Below are 20,514 nucleotides of genomic sequence, written 5' to 3'. Positions count from 1 at the left end.
GAAAGGACCCCGCTTTGAGCATCACGCCCCTCGATAGCATTCGCCGCGCCATCGCCCGCCGTAACGGCATCTCCAACCCCGCTGCATCGAAAGACGGCGCCGCGAAGGCCCAGGGCGGCCGCATCGAGAACGGCCTGTTCCCCGCCTCCCACACGGCCGAAGAGCTCGCGCGCATCCAGGAGCTGAGCCAGCGCAACGCCGGCGGACCCGATAGCAGCCAAGCCACACGTCGCCGGCGCGAACGCGATCGGGAGCCCGGCCCCGTCCGCCGCATGGTCAACGCTTGGTGGAACCGTCTGCTCGGCGCCGTCTACGGCGGCGGCTTCTCCATGCAGGAAGCGGAATACGAGGAGCACGCCACCAGCCGCGACTATCTTTGGAACACCCTCGGCACCGCCGTATGGGGCCTGGCGTTTCCGTTGCTCACCATCGTGTCTACGCAGCTCGTGGGCGCCGAAGAAGCAGGCAAATTCTCCATCGCCTTTGTCACCGGCACGCTCATCATGATCGCGTGCAACTACGGCGTGCGCAATTTCCAGGTCTCAGACATCGACGAAAAGACGTCCTTTGCCTCCTACCAGCTCAACCGCTGGCTTTGTGGAGCGCTCGCCCTAGGCTGCGGCCTCATGTACAGCAGCGCCCGCGGCTATGATGCGCAGATGGCGACGATCGGCCTGGGCGTCTACCTGTATAAGGTCATCGATGGCGTCGCCGACGTGTACGAAGGCCGCCTGCAGCAGGCCGACAAACTCTACTTGGCTGGAATGAGCCAAACGCTACGCTCCGTCGGCGTCATCGCGGTCTTCAGCGTGGCGCTGTTCCTCACGCGCAGCATGCCCATCGCGGCCATGGCCATGGGTGTCACCGCGATCGCCTCGCTCGTGCTGGTCACCGCGCCGCTCGCCCTGCTCGAGACCGAAAAATCGCGCCGCGTGAGCCTGCGCGAGGTCGGCCACCTGTTTGTCCAGTGCGCCCCGCTCTTTGGTGCACTGTTCCTGTTCAACCTAATTGAGAGCATGCCCAAGTTTGTGATGGAAGGCACGCTGGCATACAAATATCAGCTGTACTTTAATGCCCTGTTCTTTCCGGCGCAGGCTATTCTGTTGAGCATTGGATTTATCTATAAACCGCAGCTCCTGCGCTTGTCGAGCATTTGGGCTAATCCTCGCAAGCGTCGTCGCTTTGACCTGATTATTGTTGCCGTTATGGCGCTGATCGTGGCCATCACCGGCGTGTGCGCCGCATTTATGGCAGGTCCCGGTATTCCCCTCATGAGCTTTATGTACGGCCTCAGCTTTGAGCGCTACCGTACGCTGGCGTTGCTGATGGTCGTCGCCGGCGGCGTCACCGCGGCCATCGACTTTATCTACGCCATCATCACGGTGCTACGCCACGCTGGAGACGTCACCAAGATCTACCTGATCTGCTTCGCCGTAAGCGTGGTGCTGCCGGTGATCTTGATTAAGCTGCTGGGTCTGATGGGCGCTGTGGTGAGCTACCTAGCCATCATGGCCCTACTCCTGGTGCTACTGATTATCGAGTACGCCCACATCCGCCAACGCATAGAACGCGACCGCAACCCATACGGCGCCTAATTAGCTGCCCGGTCACCGGAATTTGCGATGGAATCACCCCGGCTGGGGTCTCGTTGCGGACAATATTCATCACGCAAAACTAAGTGAGTAGACTTTTACCGAATCCCCGACCACACCAACAGAGCACAAGTCTGTGACCTGCGGTTTTATTGAGGCAAATATGTTGGGTGCTCGGCATTTCCAAAAAAGTCTACTCACTTAGTCGGCGGGCAGCCAAATGATTATTTAATCCCCGTCCCAGAGAAATCAATTAGCGGGCAGAAGGGCAAAAGAAGTCAAAAAACCCTTCCCAAATTAGCTACCACTTGCACCGATTATTCGCCCGGGTTGATGTTCGCGTAGAACTCGGCCCCGTCGTCCAGGCGCAGGATGCCCACGCGGCCGAACTCGGAGCCGGTGGCGGCGGCGCAGTCGATGTCGATGCGATCGGGCACACCAGCAGTGTCCTCGCCGCCCAAGCGCACGATCTGCCCGCGTCCCGATTCCTCATCGAGCCCCGCCAGACCACCGACCTCGCAATAGCGCCCAAGCGATACCGTGGGCGTGTGACCGCTCACCACGACCGGGCCCTTGCCCTCGGCAGAAAGCAGCCCGGTCGACGCATCCCAATAGCCATGACGAATCCACAGCAGGTCATCGGACGACTGCACCGCGAGCATCTGCTGCAGCAGCTCGCGATCGGCACCCACCGCTCCAACGCCATCGGCACAATCGACGCCATGCTCAAGCAAAAACGCCCGCGCCGCCTCGGTCTCAATACCGGCATGTACCAGCAGATACGGGCGCTCCTCGGTCTCGACCACCGCGTAGAGCGGCAGCGCGGCCATCCATCGCACGAGCTCCTCGTATGCCTCAAATTCCATGTCGTTGAGCTGCTCACGCGTCGTCCAGCCACCGTTGATATCCCAGGTCTCGGCATCGAGCGGATCCTGGCCAATTATGGCATCGAGCATGATCTGCTCGTGATTGCCCTTGAGCACGTGGGCGTTGGGCAGCGAGCGCACGAGCTTAATAACGCCGACCGGATCGGGCCCGCGATCGATCATGTCGCCCAGCACGTACAGCGTGTCGTCGGACGTCAAAGAGATCTTAGACAGGGCCTCGTCAAGCGCACGCACGTGCCCGTGAGCATCAGATGTCACATAGATCGCCATGGTACGCCTCTCCTTGCATTGCGGCCGAAGCCCGGTGCCGCAACTAAAACTTCAAGTTGAACTTAAACGTTACCCATTGTACTCCGTTGCAATAAAGCTGGAAAGGGTTTCCGAGCAGAGGCAAAGACGGCAGCCATCTATGACGATATCGCGCACGCCCGCAATCCAACCCCATAAACCCACCATCTTTGGGTACAAATAACCGCAGACAACTGACCGTGCCACGCCAACCACCCAGGAGCGGACACTATCCATGAACCAGATCCTTCTCTTTATCGGCCTCGTCATCATTTTGTGCCTGACCATCAAACCCGTCGGCAAAAAACTCCCCTTCCCCACCCTGCTCATCTTTATCGCGCTGGGCATGCTGTTGGGCGTCAACGGCCCGACGCATATCGACTTTAGCGACTACGCACTCACCGAAACCGTCTGCAGCACGGCGCTGCTGTTCATCATGTTCTACGGCGGCTTTAACACCAATATCGACCGCGCCAAGCCCGTCGCTGCGCCGGCGGTGCTGCTGAGCACGCTCGGCGTCGTCATCACTGCCGGCATCACCGGCGTGTTCGCCCACTTCGCGCTGGGGATCGACTGGATCGGCAGCCTGCTGCTGGGATCGGTCGTGGCATCCACCGACGCGGCGAGCGTCTTTAGCGTACTGCGTGAGCACAGTCTGTCGCTGAGAGGTGGCACCGACTCGCTGCTCGAGGTCGAATCGGGCTCCAACGACCCCGTCGCCTACATGCTCACCGCTGTGCTCGCTACACTCGCGGCCGGCGGCGACATCAACATTCCCGCACTGCTGGCCAAGCAGATTATCCTGGGCGTGGGCCTGGGCCTCGCCATCGGCTGGGCGGCGGGCCGCCTGATTGAACGCGCGCACGCAACGGCCAAGGACGCGCAGACCATCTTCTTGTTCGCCGTGGCCATCGTCGCCTACGCGCTGCCGAGCTACCTGGGCGGCAACGGCTTTTTGGCCGTGTACCTGGCAGGCATTGTACTGGGCGCCAGCGACATCACCGGCAAGGTCGAGATGGCGCACTTCTTTGACACCCTCACCGAGATGGCCGAGATGACAATCTTCTTCTTGCTCGGCCTGCTCGTGACGCCCGCCCGCCTGCCGCAAATGCTGCTGCCGGGCCTGGCGCTCATGGCGTTTATGCTCTTCGTGAGCCGTCCCATCGCCGTCGGCGTGCTCCTGGCGCCCTTTAAGACGAACCCCCGCCAGGTCGCGCTCGTAAGCTGGGCAGGCCTGCGCGGCGCAGCTTCGGTCGTATTTAGCCTCTTTGCCGTAGTGGCCGGTGTCCCCGGCGGTCACGACCTGTTTGACCTGGTGTTTGTGATTGCCGTGTCGAGCATTGTGGTGCAGGGCTCGCTGCTGCCGGCGGTGGCGAAGAAGCTCGATATGATCGATGCGACCGGCGACGTGCGCCGCACCTTTAACGACTACCGCGACGAGGACGGCATGTCGTTTGTAAAGCTCAAGGTGTGCGCTGGACATCCGTTTGCCGGACGCTCGCTCGCGGACATTGGCAGCGCCACAAATATGCTCGTGGTCCTGGTGCTGCGCGACGGGGCGCACCCGGTACTGCCCAATGGCGACACCGTGATCCAGGAAGGCGATCTGCTGGTGATGGCCGCGCCGACGTTCGAAGAGCGTACCGAAGTTACGCTGCGCGAGGTCACCGTGACTCCCCACGGTCGCCTGGCCGGCCAGCGCCTGTGCGATGTGCCGCAAGGCAAACATCCGTTTATTGTGGTGATGCTCAAGCGCGAAGGCCAAACGATCATCCCCGACGGCAACACCCTAATATACGCCGGCGACGAAGCCGTCATCGCCACGCTAGCATCGTAGTGACTAGGAGGTAGCTACTTTAGGACGAAGAGATCAAGCGCCTAGGAACCTCATGTCTTCGCTCGCAGATTTGGATTTGCCTGAGGAGTAAAGCACCCCTCCCCCATGTAACCATCCTGTAAATCATAGCGACGCACTCGAGTTTTACCGTGATGCGGTCGCGCCTGGCGCTCCACTGTGCTAAAGTAACCCGAACGTCCAAACGACTACAAGGGGGAACTAGAAGATGGCACGTGTGCACAACTTCTCAGCTGGCCCGGCAGCGCTGCCCACAAGCGTGCTCGCCGAGATCGCCGACGAGATGATGGACTACCGCGGTTGCGGCATGTCCGTGCTCGAGATGAGCCATCGATCTAGCATGTACCAGCAGATCATCGACGACGCCGAGGCAACCCTGCGTCGCCTGCTGAGCATCCCCAACAACTACCGCGTCCTGTTTTTGCAGGGCGGCGCCACGCTGCAGTTTGCGGGCATCCCCATGAACCTCATGCGCCGCGGCCGCGCCGGCTACATCGTGACCGGCAACTTTGCCAACAAGGCATACAAGGAGGCCGCCAAGTACGGCGAGGCCGTGCTGCTCGCGAGCTCCGAGGACACCAATTTCGACCGCATTCCCAACATGGCCGACATCAACGCGCGCATTGCCGCCGAGGCCGCAGGCGACGGGCTCGACTACGTCTACATCTGCCAGAACAACACCATCTTTGGCACCATGTACCACGAGCTGCCCAACTGTGGCGACGTACCGCTGGTCGCCGATGTCTCGAGCTGCTTTTTGTCGCAGCCGCTCGACGTCGAACGCTACGGACTCATCTACGCCGGCGCGCAGAAAAACGCCGGCGCCGCGGGCGTGACCGTGGTCATCGTGCGCGACGACCTCATCACAGATGGCCCCGCCTTTGCGCAGACGCCGCAGTACATGGACCTTAAGACCCAAGCCGCCAAGGGCTCCATGCTCAACACGCCCAACACCTTTGGCATCTACGTATGCGGCAAGGTGTTCCACTGGGTCGAGGAGACCGGCGGACTTGCCGCCATGGCCGAACGCAACTGGGCCAAGGCCAACCTGCTCTATGACCTGCTCGAGCACAGCGAGCTGTTCCATGGCACCACGCAGGCCGACAGCCACTCCATCGCCAACGTTACCTTCCGCTCCGGCGACACCGAACTCGACGCGGCCTTTGTCGCAGGCGCGGCCGAGCACCAGATTCAAAACGTCAAGGGCCATCGCCTGGTGGGCGGCATGCGCGCAAGCGTCTACAACGCCGTGACCATGGAAGACGTGCAGGCACTGGCCTCGTACATGAAGGACTTCGAAGCGCAGCATAGTTTGAGCCCGCGATCTAACTAGCCCGCAACCCGCGGGCCGACCAGCCACTTCAAACCACCTGTTTAAACCAAACCTGCTAAGGAGTTTTCCATGCGCAAGATCAAAACCATCGATGACATCACTAAAGACGGCAAAGTCGAGTTTGGCGAGGGCTACGAGTTTGTGGGCACCGCCGAGGAGGCCGACGCCATCCTGATGCGCTCCACCGACCTGCACGGCTACGAGCTGCCCGAGGGCATCCGCGCCATCGCCCGCTGCGGCGCCGGCGTCAACAACATCCCCGTCGAGGAGTACGCCAAGAAGGGCGTCGTGGTCTTTAACTCCCCCGGCGCCAACAGCAACGCCGTCAAGGAGCTCGTCCTGGGCATGCTGGTGCTCTCAAGCCGCGGCGTGGTGCAGTCGATGAACTGGGTGCGCGACAACGCCGACGACCCCGAGATTCAGGTCGATGCCGAGAAGGCCAAGAAGGCCTTTGTGGGCCGCGAGCTCAAGGGCAAGCGCATCGGCGTCATCGGTCTGGGCAACGTGGGCTCCAAGGTCGCCAACGCCTGCGTCGATTTGGGCATGGACGTCTACGGCTACGATCCGTTCATTTCCGTCGAGCACGCGTGGGTGCTGAGCCGAGAGGTGCAGCGCGTGGGCACGCTCGAGGACCTCTGCCGCGGCTGCGACTATCTCACCGTGCACGTGCCCAGCAAGGCCGACACCATCGGCATGATCAGCACCGAGCAGATTGACCTGCTCGCCCCGGGGGCTGTGCTCATCAACTACGCGCGCGAGACCATTATCGACGAAGACGCCGTCGACGCCGCTCTGCGCGCGGGCAAGCTCAGCTGGTTTAGCTGCGACTTTGCCACGCCCAAGACCGTCAAGATGCCCAATACGTTTATCACCACGCACTCGGGCGCCGGCACCGGCGAGGCCGAGGCCAACTGCGCCGATATGGCCATTAGTGAGCTCAAGGATTACCTGGAAAACGGCAACATCGCGCACAGCGTCAACTACCCCGCCTGCAGCATGGGCAAGGCGCGCGCCGCGAGCCGCATCGCCTGCCTGCACGCCAACGTGCCCAACATGATCGGCCAGATCACGGCGATCCTGGCCAAGGACAACGCCAACGTGCAGCGTATGACCAACGAGTCCGCCGGCGAGAACGCCTACACCATGTTCGACACCGACGAGCACCTGGACAGCAGCACCATCGAGGCGCTCAAGCAGATTCCGTCGATGTATCGCGTGCGCGTCATCAAGTAGCGCCGACTGACCTGACGGGCAGCTCCCCATGTGGCCTGCCCGTCACTGACATTGAATGCCCGCGGGGGTGCCTTTCGCACGAGAGGCGCCCCCGTTTTTGTGAGCGCTCCATTAAATGCACCGAGCCGCTTCTTGGCATACAATCTGTATGTTGACCTAACTATCTGTGAGGTGCCTATGGTTGATACAGATTTTGCCTGGCGGCTTACGCAAGGGCTCGTGCGGATCGACAGTTCCGACCCAGGTGCGTATGAGGGCGAGATTGAACGCTATATCAAAGCGTTGGTTGAGGAACGGTTGGCGCAGCTGAGCCATCCGGTACTCGATGCCGTGCAGGTTGAGGAACTCGAGGTGCTGCCCGGGCGCCGCAACCTTATGGTCACCGTGCCGGGACTGAGCGACGAGCCACGGCTCGTCTATATCTGCCATATGGATACCGTTACACTGGGCGATGGCTGGGACGCGGACATTCCGCCGCTCGGAGCGATCGTGCGCAACGATAAACTCTATGGCCGCGGTGCCTGCGATATGAAGGGTGGCCTGGCCTGCGCCATTGCCGCACTGGTCCATACGCTCGAGCGCGTGGCGGCAGAAGGCAAGCTGCCCCGCCGTGGCTTCTCACTCATTTGCTCGGTCGACGAGGAGGACTTTATGCGCGGCTCAGAGGCCACGATCGATGCTGGCTGGGTCGGCTCGCGTGAATGGGTGCTGGACACCGAGCCCACCGACGGACAGATCCAGGTGGCGCACAAGGGGCGTACGTGGTTCGAGATTGAAATGACTGGCGTGACGGCGCATGCGAGCCAGCCCTGGAAGGGCGCGGATGCCGTCGCCGCCATGGCCGAGGTCGTGTGTTCGCTCCGTCGCGCGTTTATGGCGCTGCCCGCGCACGATGAGCTGGGGCCTTCGACCATCACGTTTGGCCAAATCGAGGGCGGATATCGCCCCTACGTCGTACCCGACCGCGCCAAAGCCTGGGTCGACATGCGTCTGACGCCTCCGACCGATACGGCCGCCGCGACGCGCATGGTAGAGCAGGCCATCGCCGTCGCCGAAGCCGCCGTTCCCGGTTGCCATGGCAGCTACACCGTGACGGGCGACCGCCCCGCCATCGAGCGCGACCCGAACTCTCCCCTTCTAGCAGCGCTCAAGCGTGCCGCCGATGACGTGACGGACGCGGACACGACCGTCGGCTTCTTTACCGGCTACACCGACACCGCCGTCATTGCCGGCAAGACAGGTAACCGCAATTGCATGAGCTACGGTCCCGGGTCGCTCGCGCTCGCGCACAAGCCCAACGAATATGTGCCCCACGCCGATATCGTTCGTTGTCAGCAGGTGCTAATCGCGCTCGCCGATAACGTGCTCTGGGACGCGAGCGGCCAAGTTGGGGCATAATAAGCCGCGAACAAACCGACTCGTGCGTTAGGACCGCCCATGAAAGCACTTCCGTTTCCCTGCATCCGCCCGGCTCAGGACCGCGTGCTCGAGGCGCTGCCTGCAATGGGCAGCATCCTGAGCGGCAACGATGCTCTGCGCGGAGCCATTGCCGATGGTCTGATGCTCAAGGACCCGGGTGCGGCGTATTACGTGTACGAATGCTCGGGCGAGCCGGGACGTGTGACGGGTGTCGTGGCGATCTGCCCGGTTGGTGCGCTGGCGGGCGGCGACGCGGTTGCCGCCGATACGACCGCCGCTGCGCGCGCAATCGCCGACCTCAAGGTACAGCCCCGTCCCGTAACGCTTGTCTACGAAGCCTCTCCCGTCATGGATATCATCCTCGGCGCCGCAAAAGAGGGCGCTTCACTCTATGCCGTCACCGACCCCGCCGGCATTACGCACCGCGTGTGGGGGGTCAAGCGCGAGGACGCCGTCGGGGCCATCCGCGCCATGCTCGACCAGGCGCCGGAGCCGGCACTGGCCGACGACCCTGCCTACGCTGTCGCACTAGTCGAGGCATCACAGCTCCTGACCGACGATGCACGTGCCGCCGGCACCTACACGGGCAAAGAGCCGTTCAACTTTGCCGTAGCTGCGCTCTTCCCCGCCGCGCAGGTCAGCGGCGGCGCGGCGCAGGTTCCGACGGGTCTGCTCACGCACCAGGTCGCGCGGTTCTAGCAAGACCAGACCGTCCAGCATAAAAATCGGCAGCCCAACAAACAGGGGGCGGAGATGCAGCAGGCACATGCATCTCCGCCCCTTTTGCGTCGAGAAGTTATGCCGACGACCCGTGCCGCCGCGCTCGCGTTATCCGCGCTGCGGACCCGCAGTAGCCACGAGCGGTTCAAGCCCCAGCTCGCGCGCGTAGTCTTCCTGCGTAAAGACTTCGACCAGTTCAAACGTATCGGCCGCATCGTCAAACGCAAAATGCAGCACTGAGCAGTTGCCCGGCACGCGTTCGCGCTCGTCGGCCGCCGCGCCCCGCACGTGGTCCAAAAACTCCTTGATAGCCGAACCGTGGCTCACCGCGAGCACGCACTCGTGGTCCGGACGTCGCATAAGATCGGTTATCGTCGCCGCCATGCGCTCGCGCACCTGCATCTGGCCCTCGCCGCCAAACTGACGATAGAAATCTCGCCACGGGCGCTCGGGCATAAGCATCACGCGCTCGGCCTCAAAGTCGCCAAAGAACCACTCACGCAGACCGTCCAGGCGCTCGTACGCCAAGCCCGGCCACAGGTTGGCGATAGTCTGCTCGGTGCGATGAAGTGTGGAGGTGTAGGCATGATCGGGTTCAATGCCGCGCGCACGCAAGAACATGCCGGCACGCGCCGCCTGGTCGCATCCCAGCTGCGTGAGCGGCGAGTCACTCCAACCCTGAATAATGCGCTTAAGGTTGAATATTGTCTGCCCATGACGAACCAGATACAGGTCTTTATTCATAGGGGTCCTTTCGTTCGTTACCAATCAAGGAGCGAAAACGCACCGTCGCAATAGCCAAAATGAAGCACGGCACCGTTGTCGGGTAGCTCTCCCCTGCCAGTCACATACTCAAGAAACTCCTGGCAGGAAGAGCCGTGGGAGACTGCCAGCACACAGTCGTGCTGCGGCCTGGCCATGATGTGGGACAGCGCCGCGACCATGCGCGACTGGAGCTCGCCTTCAGACTCGCCACCAAAGGCCACCGGATAATCACCCCAGGGCTGCGGCGGCATCTCGCGATTTGATGTACCCTCCAGCGAGCCCAAATGCCACTCGCGCAGGTCATCGACCAGCTCTATCGAGCGGCCCTCACCAGCAATTAGCTCAGCCGTACGCCGCGCCCGGCCCAACGGGGAGGAATACACACGGTCAAAGGTCACGCCACGCGCCTCAAACGCCGCGCGCGTCGCCAGCGCCTGCTCGCGCCCGTGCGCCGTAAGCGGCGAATCGTGCCCACCCTGCAAAATGTTCTGCACATTGAGCTCAGTCTGCCCATGCCGCACCAAATACAAATCTGCCACACGTCCTCCCCTCGCACCACCGCAAAGGGGACAGGTACCTTTGTGGTGGTTTACCGCCGGATCACACCGCGGTGACGCTCAACTACACCAGTACGTCGACAAGCGAGCGCTTGGGTACGTGGTGCACCTGCGCCTCGTCGCGCCAATAATTGATGGAGCCGTCGGGGTTGGAATCGATCGCATCGATCACCTGTGTCTCGGCCGGAACGCCAAACGCCATGATCAGCTTGAGCTCATACTTGTCGTTATCGAGCCCCATGGCATCGATCGCGTGGGGCGTAAAGGCCTTGAACATGCAGGCTGCCACCTCGGGCGTGGCGCTGCGGGCGGCGAGCATCATCGTCTGCGCGGCAATGCCCGTGTCGACCTCGGTAATGGGAGCGGCAGGCTTGCCCGGAACGGCGCGCTCGGCCAAAATCGCGATGTAGCCGGTCGGGCGCTCGCCCTCGGCAGGACCCGGCCAATCCTTAAGCGCACCGGCCCATGCAAGCTCATCAAATACGCGCGCGCAATCCACGGCACCGCTCACCACATGAAAACGCAGACGCTGAGCATTGGCGCCGCAGGGAGTCAGGTGAGCCAGCTCTGCCAGCTCGAGCAAAAACTCACGCGGCACGCGCATGGACTCGTCAAAACGGCGGCACGTACGGGCACGACGGACCAGCGCATCAAACGCTTCCAAGCCGAGCTTTTCGCAACCCTGCTCTGCCATCGATTCGACACTCGACGGCGCCTCGGGAACTGCTTCGTTCATAGGGACCCCCAATACAAGCCAATTGTCCTTAGGAGAATCTAACCTAAAACCTAGGCAATTACATACAGCGGCGTAATGTTCTACAATTGTTGATTAATCCTCACTGGAGCGGGAACAAAAGTAACAATTCGGGAATGTGGGGCGGCAATTCGTCCTTCCCGCCCCATGCATCGGCGCCCTTGGGCGATACTTGTTGCAGCACTTTTGGCGTACGCCGCACGGAGAGCAATGAACGCGACGTGCACCGCACGGAAAGGAGACATTATGGGCATCTTTAAGAATGATGACCAAAAATCGAGCCAGTTTGGATTTGACGAGAAAAGCATGGCAGGCAAGGCCGTCAAGGCCGTGCGCTGGATTTACGCCATCACGGGCGTCTTGGCGCTCGTCGCCGGCATCGCACTGCTGTTTGCGCCTGCCAAGTCCCTCGTCTTCCTAACGACCGTCTTGGGCTTCTACTTTGTGATCACGGCCGCGATCAGGCTGTTTACCGCTGTTTTCGAGCCACTGCTGCCCACCGGCTGGCGCGTGACGAGCATCATCTCCAACCTACTCATTATCTTGGGCGGCGTCATAATCCTGCGCAACCAGGCCTTCTCGACCGCGACGCTCACCACGATGGTGGTTATCGTGGCCGGCTTTGGCTGGATCGTCGAAGGTGTCATGTCCATTCTGGAGTCCGAGCTTTCGTCCAACCGTGCCCTCGCCATCCTGAGCGGCGCACTCTCCATCATCGCCGGCATGTTCGTGTTTATCTATCCGCTGTGGTCGGCCAAGATGCTCGTCATCTTTAGCGGCGCCGCACTGCTGGTGTTTGGCGTAACGCTGATTGTTCGCGCTATTCAATTTGGCAAACTGGTGCACTAGATGCCGCGAACGCTCTTTATTGATGCAGACGCCTGCCCGGTCACGCGCGAGTCGATTGACTGCGCGCGGCGAGCGGGCGTTGCCGTCGTTATCGCCGGCAACAGCACGCAGAACCTGGAACGCCACATTCGCCGCAACGATCCGCGCGACGTCGAGCATGCGCGACGCGGATTTTGGGTCACGACGCTCGATGTGAGCGTGGGCGCCGACAGCGCCGACTTTGCCATTGTCGAACGCCTGCAGGCGGGCGACGTAGTCGTGACGCAGGACATTGGCTTGGCGAGCATGGTGCTCGGGCGCGATGCCGCCGCCATCGGCGTGCGCGGGCGCGTCTACGATAAGGCGACCATCGACATGCAACTGTTTATTCGCCACGAGGAAAAGAAGGTGCGCCGCGCCGGCGGTCGCACCCGCGGGCCGGCAGCCTTCACCAGCGAAGATCGCGCTCGCTTTAAACGCAACCTCACCGAGCTGCTGCGCTAACCAAGGTAGATTTTTGGGACATGTCCGGAAATCTGCTTTTTGCTTTGGGCGGTGTGAGCGCTCAAAATCCATGGCTCAACAAAAAACGGGTTTCAAAATGCCATGCGTCGCCGCATTGTGCAGGCGCCGAGCATGGCTATTTTGAAACCCGTTTTGTTAGGCCCACTTAGAGGCCGAAGGCGGATAGGATGAGGCCCCAGCCGGCACCGATGACGTACATCATGATCAGGAACAGGACGTTTTCGCGGGCGCTGCGGTTGGTGCGGAACAGCACCAGGTAGCCCACACCGGCAGAGATGAGCGTGCCGGCGAGCATCGGGGCCAGCTGCAGCGCGCCTTCCAGGTACAGTTGCGTGATGACGACGCTGGCCGAGCAGTTGGGGATCAGGCCGACGAGTGCCGAGCCCAGGACGGCGAGCGTCTCGTTGCCACGCAGGAACTGCTCGATCGCGGACTCGCCGAAGGTCTCGAGCACGGCGACCAGGACCAGCGTCACCAGGAAAATAAAAACCGAAACCTGCACAGTGTGCGAGATGGCGCTGCGAATAATCGACAGGAGGGGCGCGCCCTCGTGAGAGTGGGAGTGACCGTGGCCATCATGGTGTTCATGCTCGTCCTCATGACCGTGATCGTGGCCATGTCCGTGTTCGTGCTCGTCCTCGTCTTCATCGCAACCGCAATGGTCGCGCTCGCACAGCTCATGGATGTGATCGGCGCTCACGCCCGCCTCGGCCACCTCGTCGATGATGTCACCGCCAGTGTGGTCGTCGTGCGCGCAGTTCACATGAGCCGGATTAGCAGCGGTCCCCAGCACGGTACGGCGAATCGCCGCATGTGCGCGAGCGTTACGACGCAGGCCGCGAATGGCGGCGTCCACGATAAAGCCCGTGACCAGCGCGATCAGTGCCTTCGAAGCCAAAAGCATCGCCATAGTCTGCACGGGCACCTGCTCTGCGAGCAACAGCGGCAGCATCTCATCGGAGGTCGAAAGGAACACCGCCACCAACGTGCCCAAGGTCACGACGCGACCGGCGTACAGCGTGGCCGCCATTGCCGAAAAGCCGCACTGCGGCACCATGCCCAGCAACGAGCCAACCACGGGGCCCGCGGCACCGGCGCGCTTGATGGCGCCGTTAACGCGGTCGCCCGCAACGTGCTCCAGGGTCTCGAGGGCCAGATACGTCACCAACAAAAACGGCACCAGCGACAGCGTGTCCCTGCCAGCGTCGAGCAAAATATCAATCAGCAAATCCATGACGGATGGAACCTTTCGTGTCTTTCGGCAGCATTGTAAAAGTCCTAGCGGTCAACTAGGGTATTGTAGTTGTCCTAGGCGCGATGCCAATAGTTGCCCATGGTAAACTATCATCTCGCCACATCTCAATGAACCCGAGCCGCGCGGTGCGGCCCGTCCAAGGAGCAGTTATATGAACGTTTCACAAGCACTCGAATACGAGCGCCAGCCGTTTATTCCCATGTTTATCTATGGCGATCACGGCGCCATGGAGTCCGAGCGCCAGAAGGGCGAGGAGGCCCTTAAGGTGCTCGAAACCGAGTACTTTACCGCCGAGGGCGACCCCAGCTTCGACTTTGCCACCGTGCGCGACCTGGCTGACCGCAACCGCGACCTGTGCGACCAGATTGGCGAGGCACGCCTGCGCAACGTGACGCCCGCGACGCTTTCGCGCGGCCTGTCCGATGCCGACACCTGCGCCGCCATCGGCAAGATGCAAAAGCGCACTGCCGCGTCCGTCATGCGCGAGATCCGCGGCGACCGCGACGCGCTCGGCGTGGCCTACGCCCGCAAGCCCATCCAGGGCACCGTGCTCGGTGTCGACATCGAGACCACCGGCCGTGCACCCGAGCGCGGCTATATCATCAACGTGGGCTGGGAGATCATGGAGCTCACCAGCGACGCCGTCCCGCATGACGCCGAGGCACACTACTGCGGCTTGCCCGACATCTACCGCGGCGAGGATGTGCCGCTATCGAACATCCATCACATTACCTGGGACGACATCGACGGCAAAAAACCATTCCGCGAGAACAAGGAACTGCAGAAGCAGCTGCTCAAACTTATGAAGAAGTACCCGTACATGGCGCATAACGCCGCGTTCGAAGACAGTTGGTTCAAGATCCACCTGGACGGTTACGCCGAGGCACGCCGCGCCGGCAAGATCATCGTCATCGACTCGCGCCAGATCTGCCGCAGCCTGGATGCCGACGTCCGCTCGCTCCCCCGCGAGTCCGCCCCCGCCGCGCTCGAGAACTGGGCGCGCCGCCGTGGAACCCTCGCCGCCGACGCCAACGAGCAGCATCTGGGCCTGGACGACACCGACCTCATGCTCCGCACGGTTCAGGCCGAGTTCAATCTCAAGAACCTGTTTGCCAAGTAGAAACGTCTACGACAAACTCCGGCGTAGATCACGAGCGGCCTCGCAGCGGGAAACCCCGCAGCGGGGCCGCCCTACGTTCCACAGATAGATCTGCCATCACAAATTCTGAACCCTCATTTTGAACGATTTCGGCCAATTCCCGACACGCAATTCGTTGTCGGATGGTGATGCATCGATATCAAATGTGCAGCAATTGAGTATTTCTATGCTATAGCCGAGCTGCGAAAACGTTTATTTATGGCATACCAACCCATAATTGCGTCAAGCTTTTGGACAGCATTTGGTTAGACCTCTAAAACGGCTTTTCCACTCAGCGCCGTCAACACGGCATTAGCTGACACGATATATATCATGAGTATCGTATTGTCACATACCACTGCAAAAGCGGTCTACCAGGCCGCGTATTCGGTGTCTGCGAAAGGCATCGAGTCCTGTAGCCCTGCCGCGATTTACGGATCATGTCCCACCGGAACGCTCCTTGACGCAGCCGCAGAATGGCTCACCAAACATGATGTTTCCCTCGACGCAAATGATTCCCTCGAGGTGATGGTGTTTGATCGCAGGAATGCGCGCTATGCAATGAACTGTCAATGCCACGTTTCTTCAAAACGATTCTCGAACTCACGCTTTATAGAGCTCAAAGATGGCATCTTCATTGTTGGCGTTGAGCTTTGCGCACTTCAGGCCGCCACCTATCTTTCTTTTCGCGAACTAGTGGAGTACTACTTTGAACTGTGCGGCGCTTATTCCCTTGGAACCGACTCTTCCACCTCCTATACCGAGCGTTTCGCGCTCACCTCGACCGAGAGGTTAAAGCAGTTCTTTAATTCCATTACCAGATGCGGCGGTCTGGCCCTTGCCCGAAAGGCGATCCAATGTGTACGCGACGGATGCCGGTCTCCCATGGAAACGGCATTTGTCATGATGCTAACGCTGCCCAAAAGCGAAGGAGGGCTTGGTATTAAGGGAATTGAGACCGATTACGAGGTGCAGGTCACCACTGCCGCAAAGAATCTCACGAGACGCAAAAAGTTCTTTATGGATGCGTATCTAAAGAAATCTCGCACAGACATTGAATACAACGGTTTTTATCATGACGCGGAAGAAGACCGCGCCATCGATGAGGAGCGCAAGAATGCACTTGCGTCCATGGGGTACGGAATCATCACCGTCAGCCGTTATTCCTTTATGCATGCCAGCTCTTTTGTTAGGGTCATGGAAGCAATCCAGCGGAAAGAGGGCGTACGCCCCTCGCGTCTGCCAAAAGACTTTCAAATCATGCAAGAGGACCTGAGACAGTTTGTGCTCAGAAGGTTTATAGAAGAGAAAAAGCAAATTCAGAAGCAGCTTCGCCAGGATTCCGAAGAGCGTCAACGAATCGACCTCGAAAAAGCAACGCTCGAAGGCATCACGCTGGATGACCCGACAATTAATGAAGTTCTGGCAATCGATGACATGCAGACTGTCGAATCCGACAGCCCATCATTTGCCCAAACAAGCAGCCTCGCGCCCGAGGGCAGGATCTTCGGGGCCGGAAGCTAGACCGGCTAACAAGGTGGGTACCCTAGCGATGTGCAAAATTGCGAGTATTCAGCAGGGTCGGGTGTCTATCACCCTCGAGTGGATCCAAATGTGGAGCGAAATCACTCTTGCGTGAGAGCGTTAGGCAACATTTGAGGAAGAACTCATCGGATTAACACCCTAAGATAACTCTTGAACTGCATTATATGACCTGCAATAAATTAGCGGACCCCCTATAGTTGCAGAATACTCCATTTTTTGCACGGCACGAGGGTACCCACCTTGGCATCGACTATCAAAAAAACGCTCAGTCCGGGATCTCGTCCACTATTCCCCATCATTTTGTACAACGAATTACCTGAACGTCATTGACATATGAACATGCACTCATATAATCGAAAGTAAATTATATGAGCGCATGTTCATATGAAAGGATATTGCAATGAGCATCCGCGTTGATGAAACGAAACTCGACATCGAGGCCACCGAACCCGCGATCCCGACCACCTGCTCGCCCGAGGACCTTCCCGACGAGGAGCTTCTCTACGACCTCGCCGACCTGTTCAAGGTCTTCAGCGACACCACGCGCATCAAGATTCTCTATGCCCTCATGGGCCGCGAGCTCTGCGTGGCAGACATCGCCGAAGCGACCGAAACCTCGCAGTCCGCGGTGTCGCACCAGCTGCGCACACTCAAGCAGTCGCACCTGGTTAAATTCCGGCGCGACGGGCGCAATATCCTCTACTCGCTCGCCGACGACCACGTCTACACCATGCTCAACCAAGGCATGAGCCACATCTGCGAATAGCGACCAACCACGGTACCAGCGCGGCCTGCACCCAAGCCGCAAATACAGAGAAAGGAACCCACCATGAAAAAGCAGTTTAAACTCAACGAGATCGACTGCGCCAACTGCGCGCGTGAGCTTCAGGACGAGCTGGCCAAGCTCGAGGGCGTCAAATCCGTGTCCGTCAACTTTATGACCCAGAAGCTGACGCTCGAGGCTGATGATGCTGAGTTCGACGAGGTGCTCAACCGCGTTGTAGAGTTTACGGCCGGCGCCGAGCCGGACTGCGAGATCATTCTCTAGCCCAGGTTTACGCCAACCTGCAAGGCCGCGATTGCCGCTGCCTTTGCTCGCGAAATTATATGAGCGAGTGTTCATACATTCAAATGGGAGGATACGAGTCATGGCCACCGCCGACCCCAAAAAGAAAAAGAAGAAGCGCAAGAAGAAAGAGTCACTCGAGCATAAGCGCAACCGCATCCTGGTAGCGCTGGGCATTTTTGCCGTGGTGTACGCCCTCGATGAGTTCGGCACCCTCACCGCCGCATTCGGTACCCCGGGCGACATCTACGCCAGCTTTATGCTGTTCCTCATACCGTTTTTGATTGCCGGCTACGACGTGCTGCAAAAGGCATTCAATAACATCCGCCGCGGCAAGGCCTTCGACGAGAGTTTCCTTATGGCAGTCGCGACCATCGGCGCGTTTGCCATGGTGCTCTTCCCCGATACCGGCCCGCACATGGCCGAAGGCGCCGCCGTCATGCTGTTCTACCAGGTCGGCGAGCTGTTCCAGGCATACGCCGTGGGCAAAAGCCGTAAATCGATCAGCGCCATGATGGACATCGCACCCGACTACGCCAACGTCGAGCAACCCGACGGCACGCTCGAACAGGTCTTCCCCGATGACATCGCCGTCGGCACCGTGATTGTGGTCAAGCCCGGCGAGCGCGTGCCCATCGACGGCGTCATCGTCGAAGGCGAAACCCAGCTCGACACCGCCGCCCTTACCGGTGAGTCGGTCCCCCGCCCGGCCAAAACCGGAGACGATATCATCAGCGGCTGCATCAACATGACGGGGCTCATCCACGTGCGCACCACCAAGCCCTTTGGCGAGTCCACCGTCGCACGTGTCCTGGAGCTCGTGGAAAATGCCAGCGAAAAGAAGGCGCGCACTGAGAACTTTATCACGCGCTTCGCCCGCGTCTACACGCCCGCCGTCACCGGCGCTGCCGCGGTACTCGCGCTCGGCGGCGGCTTGGTCACCGGCGCCTGGTCCGACTGGATCCTGCGCGGCCTGACCTTCCTGGTCGTCAGCTGCCCGTGCGCGCTCGTGATTAGCGTCCCGCTCAGCTTCTTTGGCGGCATTGGCGGCGCATCCAAGCTGGGCGTCCTCATCAAGGGTTCTAACTACCTCGAGACGCTCGCCGATGTGGACACCGTCGTCTTTGACAAGACCGGCACGCTCACCAACGGCACGTTCTCGGTGGTCGCGGTGCACCCCGAGGCTGGCTATACCGAGCAGTCGTTGCTCGAGGTCGCAGCCCTTGCGGAGTCGTTCTCCGATCACCCCATCGCGCAGTCCGTGCGTGTCGCCTACCAGGGCGAGGTCGAACCCAAGCGCGTAAGCGACTCCACCAACGACGCGGGCCATGGCGTGACGGCGATTATCGACGGCAAGCGCGTCATCGTCGGCAATGCCAAGATGCTTGCTGTGGCCGGTATCGAAGCGCCCAATTGCGAGATCGTCGGCACCATCCTCCACGTGCTGGTCGATGATACGTACGCCGGCCACATCGTAATTGCCGACACCATAAAGACCGATGCCGAGCAAACGATTCGCGACCTGCACGCCGCCGGCGTCAAGCGCACCGTCATGCTCACGGGCGACCGCGAGGAAGTGGCTGCTGCGGTGGCCAAGCAGCTGGGGCTCGACGAGTTCCACGCGCAGCTGCTGCCGGGCGACAAGGTCGAGCGCGTCGAGGCATTGCTGGCAGCCGAATCGGGCAAGGGCAAGCTCGCCTTTGTCGGCGACGGCATCAACGATGCGCCCGTGCTCACCCGCGCAGACGTTGGCATTGCCATGGGCGCTATGGGTTCCGACGCCGCGATTGAGGCCGCCGACGTGGTGCTCATGGACGACAAACCGTCCAACATCTCCCGCGCGATCCGCGTGGCGCGCAAGACCATGTCGATTGTTTGGCAGAACATCATCTTTGCGCTGGGCATTAAGTTGCTGATTCTGGTGCTTGCGGCACTGGGCATCGCCAACATGTGGCTTGCCGTGTTCGGCGACGTAGGCGTGGCGATCATCGCCATCCTGAACGCCATGCGCGCGATGGGTGTCAAGAACCTGTAGCGTTTGTGGTCTGTCCGGTCGGGGCCGGGCTTGGTTTTGAAAACGTCCTCGCGCATGAGGCCCGTCTTTCCTGCTCCTGCGGAGCAACGGAAAGACGGGCCTCGCGCTGCGGAGTGTTTTCAAAACCAAGCCCGGCCCCGACCTGCGTTGACACAGCTGGCGGTTCTTGGGCATCGCTTGCTGGTGGGGTTCCTTGTCTGAGTTGGACTTAGTTGGTGGGACCACTCGTCTCGGTCGCTGTCCCACACCGTTCCGGCGCGGGAGGCGCGCCGTTGCGGGAGTGCTAGTCGGTCATTGTTGGCGCCGAAGCACCGTCCCGCCCCAGCATCGATCTTAGCTTCTCAAAGCTTTCCTCGCTCAGGCAGTGCTCCATGTGGCAGCCCTCTTGCGACGCCACCTCGGCCGATACGCCTGCATCCTCCAAAAGCCCCACGAAAAAGCAGTGGCGCTCCCACATTTGGCGCGCGACCTCCAGACCGCGCTCTGTCAGATGAACATCTCGTTTGCCCATTTCGACATAGCCGTTGCTTTCCAGCGTCGCCATGGCCTTGGAAACGCTCGCCTTGGTTACGCCGAGGTACTCCGCAACGTCGATCGAGCGCACGATGCCCTGACGTTCCGACAGAACGTAGATCGATTCGAGATAGTCTTCTCCGGATTCACGTAGGGCCATGGGCCGCCTTTCGCGATGATTGCTAGTTAGCCTTTGGATACTTTTC

At 60.6% G+C, this 20,514-nt stretch carries 19 protein-coding genes; 13 read left to right on the top strand and 6 right to left on the bottom strand.

All coding sequences use genetic code 11. The features are described from left to right. Positions 1–14: 14 nt before the first annotated feature. Positions 15–1,595, top strand: a complete 1,581-nt coding sequence (locus I2G40_RS07910) for a lipopolysaccharide biosynthesis protein (RefSeq protein ID WP_324252593.1) — start codon at positions 15–17, stop codon at positions 1,593–1,595. A 314-nt stretch (positions 1,596–1,909) separates the two neighbouring features. On the opposite strand, the gene I2G40_RS07905 is transcribed toward I2G40_RS07910, so the two are convergent. Then, positions 1,910–2,749, bottom strand: coding sequence for a metallophosphoesterase family protein (locus tag I2G40_RS07905; RefSeq protein ID WP_195544742.1), 840 nt, complete (start codon positions 2,747–2,749; stop codon positions 1,910–1,912). A gap of 253 nt (positions 2,750–3,002) precedes the next feature. Between I2G40_RS07905 and I2G40_RS07900 the strand changes: the two genes are divergently transcribed. From I2G40_RS07900 to I2G40_RS07880, 5 genes are all read left to right on the top strand, one after another. After that, positions 3,003–4,604: a potassium/proton antiporter gene (locus I2G40_RS07900; RefSeq protein WP_195544741.1), complete on the top strand. Its 1,602-nt coding sequence runs from the start codon at positions 3,003–3,005 to the stop codon at positions 4,602–4,604. A gap of 226 nt (positions 4,605–4,830) precedes the next feature. Beyond that, complete coding sequence (gene serC / locus I2G40_RS07895) at positions 4,831–5,955, top strand: 3-phosphoserine/phosphohydroxythreonine transaminase (protein ID WP_195544740.1); 1,125 nt, start codon at positions 4,831–4,833, stop codon at positions 5,953–5,955. A 69-nt stretch (positions 5,956–6,024) separates the two neighbouring features. Further along, positions 6,025–7,188 carry a phosphoglycerate dehydrogenase gene (locus I2G40_RS07890; RefSeq protein ID WP_195544739.1) on the top strand — a complete coding sequence of 388 codons (1,164 nt, stop codon included), beginning with the start codon at positions 6,025–6,027 and terminating at the stop codon, positions 7,186–7,188. Between the two features lie 177 nt (positions 7,189–7,365). Next, on the top strand, positions 7,366–8,586 hold the full coding sequence (locus I2G40_RS07885; RefSeq protein WP_195544738.1) for a M20 family metallopeptidase: 1,221 nt from the start codon (positions 7,366–7,368) through the stop codon (positions 8,584–8,586). Positions 8,587–8,625: 39 nt separating this feature from the next. Then, on the top strand, positions 8,626–9,306 hold the full coding sequence (locus I2G40_RS07880; RefSeq protein WP_195544737.1) for a DUF1015 family protein: 681 nt from the start codon (positions 8,626–8,628) through the stop codon (positions 9,304–9,306). A gap of 129 nt (positions 9,307–9,435) precedes the next feature. Here the strand turns inward: I2G40_RS07880 and I2G40_RS07875 are convergent, their stop codons facing one another. The 3 genes from I2G40_RS07875 to I2G40_RS07865 form a co-directional block, all read right to left on the bottom strand. Then, on the bottom strand, positions 9,436–10,071 hold the full coding sequence (locus I2G40_RS07875; RefSeq protein WP_138374914.1) for a histidine phosphatase family protein: 636 nt from the start codon (positions 10,069–10,071) through the stop codon (positions 9,436–9,438). A 17-nt stretch (positions 10,072–10,088) separates the two neighbouring features. Next, the gene (locus I2G40_RS07870) at positions 10,089–10,631 is read right to left on the bottom strand and encodes a histidine phosphatase family protein (protein ID WP_195544736.1); all 543 of its coding nucleotides are present in this window, start codon (positions 10,629–10,631) and stop codon (positions 10,089–10,091) included. 82 nt (positions 10,632–10,713) lie between these two features. After that, entirely contained in the window at positions 10,714–11,385 is a 672-nt protein-coding gene (locus I2G40_RS07865; RefSeq protein WP_195544735.1) for a nitroreductase family protein, read from the bottom strand. 264 nt (positions 11,386–11,649) lie between these two features. Between I2G40_RS07865 and I2G40_RS07860 the strand changes: the two genes are divergently transcribed. Together I2G40_RS07860 and I2G40_RS07855 are read left to right on the top strand one after the other, a co-directional pair. Next, on the top strand, positions 11,650–12,252 hold the full coding sequence (locus I2G40_RS07860; RefSeq protein ID WP_035137275.1) for an HdeD family acid-resistance protein: 603 nt from the start codon (positions 11,650–11,652) through the stop codon (positions 12,250–12,252). After that, positions 12,253–12,735 carry a YaiI/YqxD family protein gene (locus tag I2G40_RS07855; RefSeq protein ID WP_195239477.1) on the top strand — a complete coding sequence of 161 codons (483 nt, stop codon included), beginning with the start codon at positions 12,253–12,255 and terminating at the stop codon, positions 12,733–12,735. Between the two features lie 166 nt (positions 12,736–12,901). Here I2G40_RS07855 and I2G40_RS07850 read toward each other — a convergent pair whose 3' ends face one another. After that, positions 12,902–13,990 carry a putative manganese transporter gene (locus I2G40_RS07850; protein ID WP_195544734.1) on the bottom strand — a complete coding sequence of 363 codons (1,089 nt, stop codon included), beginning with the start codon at positions 13,988–13,990 and terminating at the stop codon, positions 12,902–12,904. Positions 13,991–14,162: 172 nt separating this feature from the next. On the opposite strand from I2G40_RS07850, the gene I2G40_RS07845 reads away from it, so the two are divergent. The 5 genes from I2G40_RS07845 (at position 14,163) to I2G40_RS07825 (ending at position 19,795) form a co-directional block, all read left to right on the top strand. After that, positions 14,163–15,131 carry a 3'-5' exonuclease gene (locus tag I2G40_RS07845; RefSeq protein WP_195544733.1) on the top strand — a complete coding sequence of 323 codons (969 nt, stop codon included), beginning with the start codon at positions 14,163–14,165 and terminating at the stop codon, positions 15,129–15,131. Between the two features lie 351 nt (positions 15,132–15,482). Further along, complete coding sequence (locus tag I2G40_RS07840; protein ID WP_195544732.1) at positions 15,483–16,673, top strand: hypothetical protein; 1,191 nt, start codon at positions 15,483–15,485, stop codon at positions 16,671–16,673. Between the two features lie 421 nt (positions 16,674–17,094). After that, positions 17,095–17,460 carry an ArsR/SmtB family transcription factor gene (locus I2G40_RS07835; RefSeq protein ID WP_035137284.1) on the top strand — a complete coding sequence of 122 codons (366 nt, stop codon included), beginning with the start codon at positions 17,095–17,097 and terminating at the stop codon, positions 17,458–17,460. A 63-nt stretch (positions 17,461–17,523) separates the two neighbouring features. Next, positions 17,524–17,742, top strand: coding sequence for a cation transporter (locus I2G40_RS07830; protein ID WP_195544731.1), 219 nt, complete (start codon positions 17,524–17,526; stop codon positions 17,740–17,742). 100 nt (positions 17,743–17,842) lie between these two features. Beyond that, positions 17,843–19,795, top strand: coding sequence for a heavy metal translocating P-type ATPase (locus I2G40_RS07825; RefSeq protein ID WP_195544730.1), 1,953 nt, complete (start codon positions 17,843–17,845; stop codon positions 19,793–19,795). Positions 19,796–20,078: 283 nt separating this feature from the next. Here I2G40_RS07825 and I2G40_RS07820 read toward each other — a convergent pair whose 3' ends face one another. Further along, positions 20,079–20,468: a metal-dependent transcriptional regulator gene (locus tag I2G40_RS07820; RefSeq protein WP_099431920.1), complete on the bottom strand. Its 390-nt coding sequence runs from the start codon at positions 20,466–20,468 to the stop codon at positions 20,079–20,081. Positions 20,469–20,514 lie beyond the last annotated feature (46 nt).

Origin of the sequence: Collinsella aerofaciens, assembly GCF_015558785.1 — a bacterium.
GTDB lineage: Bacteria > Actinomycetota > Coriobacteriia > Coriobacteriales > Coriobacteriaceae > Collinsella > Collinsella aerofaciens_P.
The sequence above is the reverse complement of the archived record's forward strand: the minus strand, read 5'-3'. Positions and strand labels throughout refer to the sequence as shown.